The 9,261-nt window shown below is 46.8% G+C and carries 8 protein-coding genes; 5 read left to right on the top strand and 3 right to left on the bottom strand.

The annotated features are described in order from the left end of the window. Window positions 1-234: 234 nt before the first annotated feature. Window positions 235-519 (bottom strand): type II toxin-antitoxin system RelE/ParE family toxin, encoded by a 285-nt coding sequence (locus A8707_RS24805; protein WP_068819967.1) that lies wholly within the window; start codon window positions 517-519, stop codon window positions 235-237. Then, a complete protein-coding gene (locus A8707_RS24800) occupies window positions 503-751 on the bottom strand; it encodes a CopG family ribbon-helix-helix protein (protein ID WP_068819965.1) in 249 nt (82 codons plus the stop codon). Before A8707_RS24800 ends, A8707_RS24805 begins: the two co-directional genes overlap by 17 nt. Window positions 752-1,163: 412 nt before the next feature. Here A8707_RS24800 and A8707_RS24795 point away from each other — a divergent pair, with 412 nt between their 5' ends. From A8707_RS24795 to A8707_RS24775, 5 genes are all read left to right on the top strand, one after another. Beyond that, the gene (locus A8707_RS24795; RefSeq protein WP_068819963.1) at window positions 1,164-2,099 is read left to right on the top strand and encodes a hypothetical protein; all 936 of its coding nucleotides are present in this window, start codon (window positions 1,164-1,166) and stop codon (window positions 2,097-2,099) included. 795 nt (window positions 2,100-2,894) lie between these two features. After that, window positions 2,895-4,208, top strand: a complete 1,314-nt coding sequence (locus A8707_RS24790) for an McrC family protein (RefSeq protein ID WP_082906500.1) — start codon at window positions 2,895-2,897, stop codon at window positions 4,206-4,208. Then, window positions 4,201-6,207: an McrB family protein gene (locus A8707_RS24785; RefSeq protein WP_068819959.1), complete on the top strand. Its 2,007-nt coding sequence runs from the start codon at window positions 4,201-4,203 to the stop codon at window positions 6,205-6,207. The genes A8707_RS24790 and A8707_RS24785 overlap by 8 nt, the downstream gene beginning before the upstream one ends. Window positions 6,208-6,730: 523 nt before the next feature. Then, window positions 6,731-7,369, top strand: a complete 639-nt coding sequence (locus tag A8707_RS24780) for an AAA family ATPase (RefSeq protein WP_068819957.1) — start codon at window positions 6,731-6,733, stop codon at window positions 7,367-7,369. Beyond that, window positions 7,366-7,713 carry a hypothetical protein gene (locus A8707_RS24775; protein ID WP_068819955.1) on the top strand — a complete coding sequence of 116 codons (348 nt, stop codon included), beginning with the start codon at window positions 7,366-7,368 and terminating at the stop codon, window positions 7,711-7,713. The genes A8707_RS24780 and A8707_RS24775 overlap by 4 nt, the downstream gene beginning before the upstream one ends. Before the next feature lie 54 nt (window positions 7,714-7,767). Here A8707_RS24775 and A8707_RS24770 read toward each other — a convergent pair whose 3' ends face one another. Continuing rightward, the gene (locus A8707_RS24770; protein ID WP_068819969.1) at window positions 7,768-8,544 is read right to left on the bottom strand and encodes a Uma2 family endonuclease; all 777 of its coding nucleotides are present in this window, start codon (window positions 8,542-8,544) and stop codon (window positions 7,768-7,770) included. Between the last annotated feature and the right edge of the window lie 717 nt (window positions 8,545-9,261).

Here is a 9,261-nt window from a genome sequence, read left to right as displayed (position 1 = left end):
CTTTCGATAGCCTGTGTGGCTAACTTTACGTTTTGGGCGGGATGGCAATATTAGCCTGATTAGGACACCGGACAAGTAAATTATAAAATCCTGTAAGTCATACAGGAAAAGACTTTTAGGCTTAGCGTACGATTTTGTCCGAATTCCCCGTTTGCCCCCACAAGAACGAGCAAGTGCATGGTGGGCTTCTGCCTGCAAGCGGAGTTGACGTTCTTATCTTTGAGCATAAATCCCTTAATCTGGATACTTCCGGGACGCATGCAGCACTCTTAAGACCTCTACCGCGCTTCCATTAACCCGATAAATAACGATGTAGGGAGTATTGGCAATGACCAGTTCTCGCGTACCGTCGACCCGTCCGGTTCTGCCCATCATAGGAAACTCAGACAATTGATCCGTCGCTGCTTGAATTCTGAGAACTATCGCGATCGCGGCATCTACATTGGTTTCAGCAATATAGTCATAGGTCTGCTCCAGATTCTTCAGCGCTTTACGCAGCCATTTAACGGGCTTTGCCATGGGTCAGCCTTGCAAATACGGCACTGACCTCTTCCTCTGTTGCAAAGTCGCCTGCATCTGCCTCAGCGATGCCCCGATGAATTTCCTCAATTTGCCATTGGTGCATCTCTAGGTAGAGCGTGATGGCTTCGTTGATCAAATAGCTGCGATCACGATCGACCCCCGCCGCAATTTCATCCAATGCTGCTCGCTTCTCGCTATCTAGACGAAAGGTAATATTTTCCTTGCTCATGGGTATGCCCAACCAGGAAAGAGATTTGATATCTCTATCATGCAGTGCAATACAGCGCAATGCAAATTGACGTTATGCAAATCAACAGAGGATGCAACAAATCGCCAGCAACCTTGACATCAAGACATTTGAATAGCAATCAGTTTTCCAAGAATCATAATAAGACTCAGTCGTCTCAATATAGGATACACCTTTTCGAGAGGTTATGTAAAGAATCCCAGGAAGTAACAGCAATGAACAACCCGGCTCCAAACCACGGAATTACTTGGCAAGGCTAACTTTTTCTTTCTATATTGATCTGTTAAGGGGAGGAGGGCACTCTAAGCCAGCCGCTGTATTTACCATTGATGGTTTTGACTGCATTCACAGTAAGAAGTGAGGCAGCAGTAGGATACACAGTAGGAGTGGTGTTATGAGTCAGTCACAGACTGTACAGTTGGCAAAGGACGGGAAGCCCCAAGCGATCGCTGACTTAATCAATGGGTCACTTGAACCGCGTGGTATGAGCGTTAAAGCGACGTTCAACAATGGTTGCCTCGTGCTTCAGGTGGAAGCACAAGCGCCTCCAGAGCAGCAAAACACGGTTAGCTTCATCAGAAATGGTCTTGGTAAGCTTCGACCTCAAAGCGTTTCTCGTGTCATTGTGCGTGGTCGAGTGGTAGGGCAGTCTACAGTGGTCTGGCAGGAATCCTTTAGTCTGCCCTCTTCAGATTCAATTGTCTCTGCAAGTCAGGTTGCTGTAGAGGTTAACCCTGCTGCCATTCAACGAGTGCCGCAACACTACAAACCAGTGCCCATCTCCAAGACGGAGGTTGACGCCTTAGGGACTGTGACCGTAAAACTCACGACTCGCAATCTGGAGCGGTTAGGACTTGTGCTAGGGACGGCTGTGCTGACTAGTGCTTGCTGGCTGGGCTTCGGTGCTTTGACCCATGCTACTCGAACGCCTCCGTCTGATTCAGCAAGCAGTCCTGTACCGGTAGCTTCTACAGCGCCCGATGAACCAAGCGCTCACACCATCAAGGGCACATTTAGACTAGTGGACTCTGATCTGGGCGGTACAACTAGTAATTGTTATGGGTCTGGTGGCTATAGCGATGTCGAGGGTGGCATGCCAGTGACGGTACGTGATGGTCAAGGCAAGATCATTGCCACTGCCAAAGTGAGTGACGGTGTCCATCCTGCTGATGAAAAGTATGCCAATGTGGTCTGTGAGTTCGCCTTCCAAGTGGATAACGTCCCGAAAACTGACTTCTATGCCATTGAGGTAGGGCATCGGGGGACGCTGAATTACTCATTCGCTGAGATCCAGCAGAAAGGATGGACAGTTAGTCTATCGTTGAAATAGGCGTAGAAGTGTACAGTGACTTTTTATTTGTCGCAGGGACATATTAACGTCGTCAAAGCGGCAAAGCTAGAGCAGGCGGCTTTCAAGTGAGAAAGCCACTTGCCAATTCGGCATTCCCATAGCTTTTGGACTAAAAACATCGCCAAGGCTGAAAGCTACATTAAGACTGACTTGCGGTATTTGCCTGCTCAGTTGTGTTTGAGCAAGGAACCGCTTGATCAATAAGTTCTCCAATCTCTCGATTAAGCTCGCTTCTCTGCACCGGCAGCAGAAGTTCCACGCAAGCACAAGGGTTTCAGCTATCACAGATGATGAGCGAATCAGGATTTCAGCTCTTTGTAGTAGGATGTAACAGTCCAAATCTAGGCCCATCTTGTAGTATGGGCAAAGATCGACTTAAGCCAAACTTATGAATTCTTTTATTTGAGTTCCTTCGCGACGGTTTTAGTCCAAACGCGACGGGGGCATCAATGCGCGAAAATGACAGTCTGGCAACTTCAACCGCTCAGAAAATCATTGATACACTTCAAGAACATGAAGCTGAACAGGTAAGTTAGCCAATTGTGAACTGTCTGTTACATACAGAAGTAAGATGACCTCGCCGCTCACATTTCAAAAGACGGTTCTCCAAGCTCGTAAAGAAGCACTGGAAAAGGAGCAGAATTTATTCTACATCTGCACTATCTCTGTCCGTGATCCTGTGTACCTATGCTGGAATAGAAAACCCAGGTGCTTTTTGGAAAATAGCGAAGACGGCGAATTAGTTAACCACATAGTCGTATCCTGGGACTCTCTATGCTTTGGCGAGGAACCGCCCTAACCGAACTCGTTACTCTCTTTGAGTACGAATCAATGACTATTTCAGATGGCTATGAGTTGAAATGCCTTGAGCAGTTAGCTAGAACTACTGGCATTGAAATGCTTAAACCAGTAGTCAGGAAGGGGCAGCTTCAATTTCAAGCAAGGCAATACGTCGGGGTCTTGCGTCTAGGGCGACGAACGATTCAAATTCTTCCTAAGATGCATCGGTCGCACGATCGTGAGCGGAGCCAACAGGAAGCAGCCCGTAATTTGCTCTTTATGCTCGATTATGCAGGATACTTGGGGATTCGAGAAGTGAATTTAGCTGCACTTCAGAGATCGCAGAACTGGTTTGAAGTACTCATCTACCTGTTTGCTTCTCATCTGAAACAGGAGTGGCAAAAAGCTGCACATCATAGCTATCAGCCGGTCGATGCTGTACTTCCAGTGCTTAAGGGTAAGTGGCAGATTGCTACTCAACTGAAGAGACCTGAACAAAAGCACTTATTCACGGTCACTTATGATGAATTCACGGTAGACAACCCTCTCAATCGCATTTTTCGGTATGTTGTCGAGAGATTGGGGCAATTGACTCGTGACAGCGGTAATCGTCAAGTTCTGGCTGAACTGAGATATTGGATGGATGAGGTAACGCTTTTGCCTGTCGTTACAGCTGATATGGCAAAGCAAATTCAGCTGTCCCGGCTCAATAAACAGTACGAACCGTTGCTCAACTTAGCCCGGTTGTTTCTGGAGCGCTTAGGATTGCAACTCTCTGCCAGCGATGTCACAACATTTTCGTTCGTATTTGATATGAATCAGCTATTTGAGCGGTTCATTGTAGGTTTTATTCAGCGCCATCGCAATGAAATTTTGCCCCTATCGCTCAGTCACTGTGAATTGCTACCACAAGGACAGCGCGTGATGAAATACTTAGCAAACCGTGAAGGACAGCAGGTATTTCGCCTAAAACCAGACCTAGTGTTTCAAAACAGCGAAAAATTCCCAGTGGTAATTGATGTTAAATATAAGCACCTCAATGAAGCGGAGCGCAAGCTAGGCGTTGCTGAGTCTGACTTCTACCAGATGTATGCCTATGCCAACCGATATGCGTGTCCACGGGTAGTTATGCTGTACCCCCAAACTGTAGAGCTATCAGCTCCCCAAAGAGTGCGCTTTAATCTTGAAGGAACGAGCCAAGAAATTTGGGCAACGACGGTCAACCTGTTACAAGATTTATCAGAACCCGATGCTAAACAGGCATTGAAAGCAGAGTTAAGAGAAATATTAGAGGGAGATTATGAATAGCCTAACTAAAGATTGGCGTGTCGAACTAGCCTCCTGGTTAGGCAGCAATCCTAAAGAGATGCCACCTAATCTCCGGCAACTACGTGAAGCCTTCGTACAGCGATTTCCTATAGAAAATTTACCCAACTTGACATTGGAAGAATACGCTGTCGGCAAGCCCGACAGCTTTTGCTACTGGTTAGAGTTTAAGACGCACCGCTTGGGTAGCGTGGCTGGTGGTAGTTCAAGTAAGTGGGGGATTTGGTGGAGTAAAGGAGATCAGCAGTGGAAATGGAACAAAGCGTTTCAGTGCAGCGACCCTACCGAAGCACTCACCAGACTCAGAGCAGGTCTCGTGTCACTCGTTGAGGCGGCCGACTCAAACCAGTTTGATCAATTGGAGCAGATCGGTAGCAGTAAACTTGGACCCAACCGTAATGGATTACGAGCCAAACCCCTCTACCTGTACTTCCCCGATAAATTCTTGCCTATTTCAAATCCCTACCATCTAGCTCATTTTCTGAATTCTTTTGGACAGCAACCAGCGGGAGGCTTGCATACCAAGAACCGTCAACTTCTAGAGTTCTTGAAGAGCCAGCCAGAGTTTGCGGGTATGGATACCTTGCAAATGATGGCTTTCCTATACTCAGCAATTCCTCCAGGCGATCGGGCTGCCAAACCTCTCCCTGAAGCTGAAGACTCAGACCGGATTCAGTTGCCTGAAGAAATTGTTCAGCTCGCCACCCTTGCAGAAGAAACACGAAATTTAATTTTGTACGGGCCTCCTGGCACTGGTAAAACGTATGCCGTTAATAAATTTGCGTCCTTCTTCTTGGGTGAGCAACTAAGTACGCCCTTAGCTCCAGAGCAACAACGACGCGAAATCCTGCAACCCCTTAGATGGCATGACGCGATCGCGCTTGCCATGTACCTAAAGCGCCCGCAAAAGTATTTCAAAGTTCCTGAGCTAGTTAATGATCAGCTGATTCAAGAGTACTTGTCCCTAACCAAAACTCAAAAACTCAGCAACCAGATTTGGGCAATGCTTCAGATTCATACTCATCCCGATGTGGAAACCGTTAAATATAAGAACCGTCAGTCACCTTACCTGTTTGAGAAAAATCAACAGGGTGAATGGTGCCTGACAGAAGAAGGGGAGGGGTATATTGAGGTCAATTTGGCAGATGCATTGGATGACTTACGGCAACCTGACGCACGAAAGCCTGCTATTTCAGACTACTTGAGGTTTGTCACCTTCCATCAATCCTTCGCTTACGAGGAGTTTTTAGAAGGCTTGAAGCCACTGACTGTCGATGGTCAAATTCAATACCAAGTTGTCGATGGTGTCTTCAAAGGAATTTGTCGCCAAGCTCAGAATGACCCGGAACATCGTTATTTAATCATCCTTGACGAAATCAATCGTGCCAATATTGCCAAGGTTTTTGGAGAACTGATTACCTTAATTGAGGACGACAAAAGACTCGGTGAAGACAGCGAAATCACAGTTCGATTACCCTACTCTCAAGAAGAGTTTGGCGTTCCAGAAAATTTATATATTCTGGGCACTATGAATACGGCGGATCGCTCGATCGCTCTGCTAGATATTGCTTTAAGACGGCGTTTCACTTTTGTTGAGCTGATGCCTGATCCATCATTGTTAGGTACTGTTGAGGGTATCGACCTAGGAGTATTATTGACCCGCATCAATCAATGCATCACAGCGCTGCTAGGACGTGACTACCAAATTGGACACAGTTACTTCATCAACGTCAAAAATGTAACGGAGCTTCATTTCGCTTGGTACCGTCGTGTCATTCCACTGCTGCAAGAGTACTTCTATAACGATGCCGAACGATTGCAGGCTGTTCTAGGTGCTCGATTTATTCAGCCAGCGAAATTTGGTGACAATATTAGAAAAGCTTTGAAAGACCTGTGTGATTTGGATAGTCAGTTCACCATAACTCTGTTTGAGCCGAATGAGGAATTTTTGCAGGCACTTCAACAAATAGCTACCCTATGACAATATCTGGCACTGAGTTTAACTCAATGCCTACCTCAGATGAAGTTTGAGCAGGGTTTGCGGCTCAACCCTAATTCTGTCCCGTTCAAGTGGCGGCACTTCCTGCTAGAAATCAGCTACTTTCCTCCGAAGGATTGAGCCACGATACATATAATTCTGTGCTACGGAAGCTTGAAAGCATCGCTGATTATTAGTTTCGGACAAAATCCCTTCTGATTGGCAAAGCATTGATTCATCGCACATACCGCAGAAGTTCCATGCCAAGACAAGGGTTTCAGCCATCAGAAAGAACAAGCGAATCAGGGTTTTAGCTCTTTGTAGTGCAGTGTAACAGTCCAAAAGCTGCGAGAACGCCTTTTTGACAGGGCAATTTCATGCCTTTTGCATTACTTACTTACTGCATTGATGCAGTAAGTAAGTAATGCATTTAATCTTGATATTTACAATTTGGCAGCAAAAAGGTGGCATTAGTTCCTTAATGCAGTACAGTAAATGCACCCTTAATACAGTAATGCAGTAATTCATGTCAGTCATCGCATTTGTGAATCAGAAGGGTGGCTGTGCAAAATCAACGACTTGTGTTCATTTTGCTTTCTGGCTAACGCGGAAGAAGCACAGGATTTTAGTCGTTGATGCAGACGCTCAACGATCGTCATCCATCTGGCTAGAGTCGCTAGATACTCAAATCCCCTCAAGAGTTATTCAGTCTTCCGACGAACTATTAGAGGAGATTCCAGGTCTTGCAACCCAGTGTGACTATCTTTTAATTGACGGTCCGGCTGGGTTATCAGAGGCAAGTCGAGCGATCTTATTTCGCACTGACTTGGCGCTTGTTCCTTGCCAGCCTACGGGCGTTGATCTCCGATCTGCCTCCGACGCAGTGAGGCTAATTCGCCAAGCTCAATCTGTTCGGAATGGACCGCCTGCCGCAGCCGTATTTTTGAGCAGAGCGGTGAAGGGAACGAAACTATTGGACGAGGCAATGATATTACTGGGCAAAACAGAGGTGCCTATCCTCAAAACGGTCGTTCACCAAAAACAAGCGATCGCCGACACGTTTGGACAAGGAGCAGTCGTTTGGGAGTTGAGTGGTAGACCTGCGGCTGAGTCTGCTCGTGAGTTTGATGGATTGTTTAAGGAAGTCATGGAGCTACTGCCATGAATGCTAAAAAATCCCGCAAATCATTAGATGACACTCTAGCGTCAGAATTTGTCTACGGAACTAAACCATTCATACAGGAACAGATAGTTTCATCTGAGCCAGTTGAACCATCCACACAAGAGCCAACTGAAATACAGCCTGTGCCCCTTGCCACACCTTCTAAGCAAAGTCTTATGTCTAAGCTAATGGACGCTCCAGAGAAAGAACCTACCGTTCGTTTAACCGTTGATTTATCAGAATCCATGCACCGTAAGCTCTCAATCCTGTGCGCTAAGACAGGTAGGAAAAAAGCAGAAGTCGTTAGATTACTACTGAGTGAAGCACTAGAAGACGTGGACACTTAATGCAGTAATCAATTACTGCATTAAGTAATTAGCTCATATTCCAACTTCAGTAGGTCACACTTCGTTCGGGTCAATACCCATTGCTCGTAGTCGCTCAGCCAGACGATCTGCCCGTTGCCGTTCGATTTCTCTGCCTTCTGCTCCAGTTGAAATCACCTGCCCCTCGCGATCGCACCATCGCAACCACAGTCTCGTCACGTCTTCCTCAAACTGCCCTTCCCACAAAGCCAAGCCTATTCCTGCCGCATCTAGCCAAACCGATTGCCCGATTCGGGTAATTCCTTCAGCCAGAGTCAGTTCGGTGTAGCCACTGGGCGCGATCGACCAGACCCGCAACAGCGCTTCATTCATCTCATCTTTGCCCTGAATCTGCTTGAGCGGGTCGAAGACGACGTAGTAGCGGACTCCAATCCGAGCATAAATCTCTTTCTTGATCGTGGTCTTGCCCTTCTGCCGTGATTTCTTGCTCAACGTCAACTCGTCGCCTTCCTGGTTAGAGACGATTTCGACGCAAACTTCTGGCACTTTGCCGAATTCCCACACGAAGTATGAACGGTTTTGCCGTTGGGAGAGGTCGTCGGCTCGCTGCACGCCCAAGCTCAGCAAGATATCGGGCACGATCGGATCACCCTTGAGCTTGTAAAACAACCCTACATTCGCGGCTGCCAGAAATGGGGCTGGCAGAGCTTTAGAACTATAGAGCGGCTCCACCAATAACCGTTGCTGCTCCTCGGATTGAAAATTGTCCACAGGGGTATCGTCCTCGATCGTCAGATGGCTGATGTCAAGCTCAGTAACGATCTCTTCAGAATCTAGAAGTTGTTGAGTCATGGGCAGTAACCAAACCCGATATTTCATTATCCTCTGATTTTTGCCAGACTGAGTGCCCGCCTCTTCTGATTCTCAATAGGGAGGATTTTCGTTCAATAAGCGAGTCAAAACTGGGGAAATTCTAGGGAGCTGGCCGTTGTCAACGAACGAGCAAGGCTTTCAGCCCTTACATGGTCTTTTTGTTATTAGTCAATCTAGAATCTGACCACGATCGTTATCAACCGTGATCAACCTGAACTGGCAAACTTCAGTGCTTATCTCAGATTGAGACAGGTTGTCTCAAAAACGGTCTGGACTAACCTTGGACTGAGTTCTGTTTTTGTAGTACGTTGTAACGCCCAAAACTCGTGAGACTGACGGACGATCGCACAGAGCCAGAAAATGAGTTATTCGCTTGACTCCGCAATGCTTATGGGGCTGTCTCATTTCTTGGAACTTCTGCAATAACCGCAGAAATTCAGCTAGTTTTCAAGGCTTTTAGCCGTTATCTTGAACGAGAAATCAAAGCTTTCAGCCTACAGCCCATCGGCTGTATAGTCGGCGTTCCCGTAGCTTTTGGACCAAAAACAACGCTAAGGAATTTGCAGGCAAGATCAGCACATTGATAAGCGGCTCAAATGGGTCGAAAAACATACTACACAGCACGAGGACTAAGATTGGACTGAGTAGTACATCAAACTGGCATGTTACAGGCGTAATCCAACCCTTTTTAAGAGC

This window comes from Phormidesmis priestleyi BC1401 (assembly GCF_001650195.1).
In the GTDB taxonomy this organism is placed as follows: Bacteria; Cyanobacteriota; Cyanobacteriia; order Leptolyngbyales; family Leptolyngbyaceae; genus Phormidesmis_A; species Phormidesmis_A priestleyi_B.
This window is presented reverse-complemented; position numbering and strand designations above follow the sequence as displayed.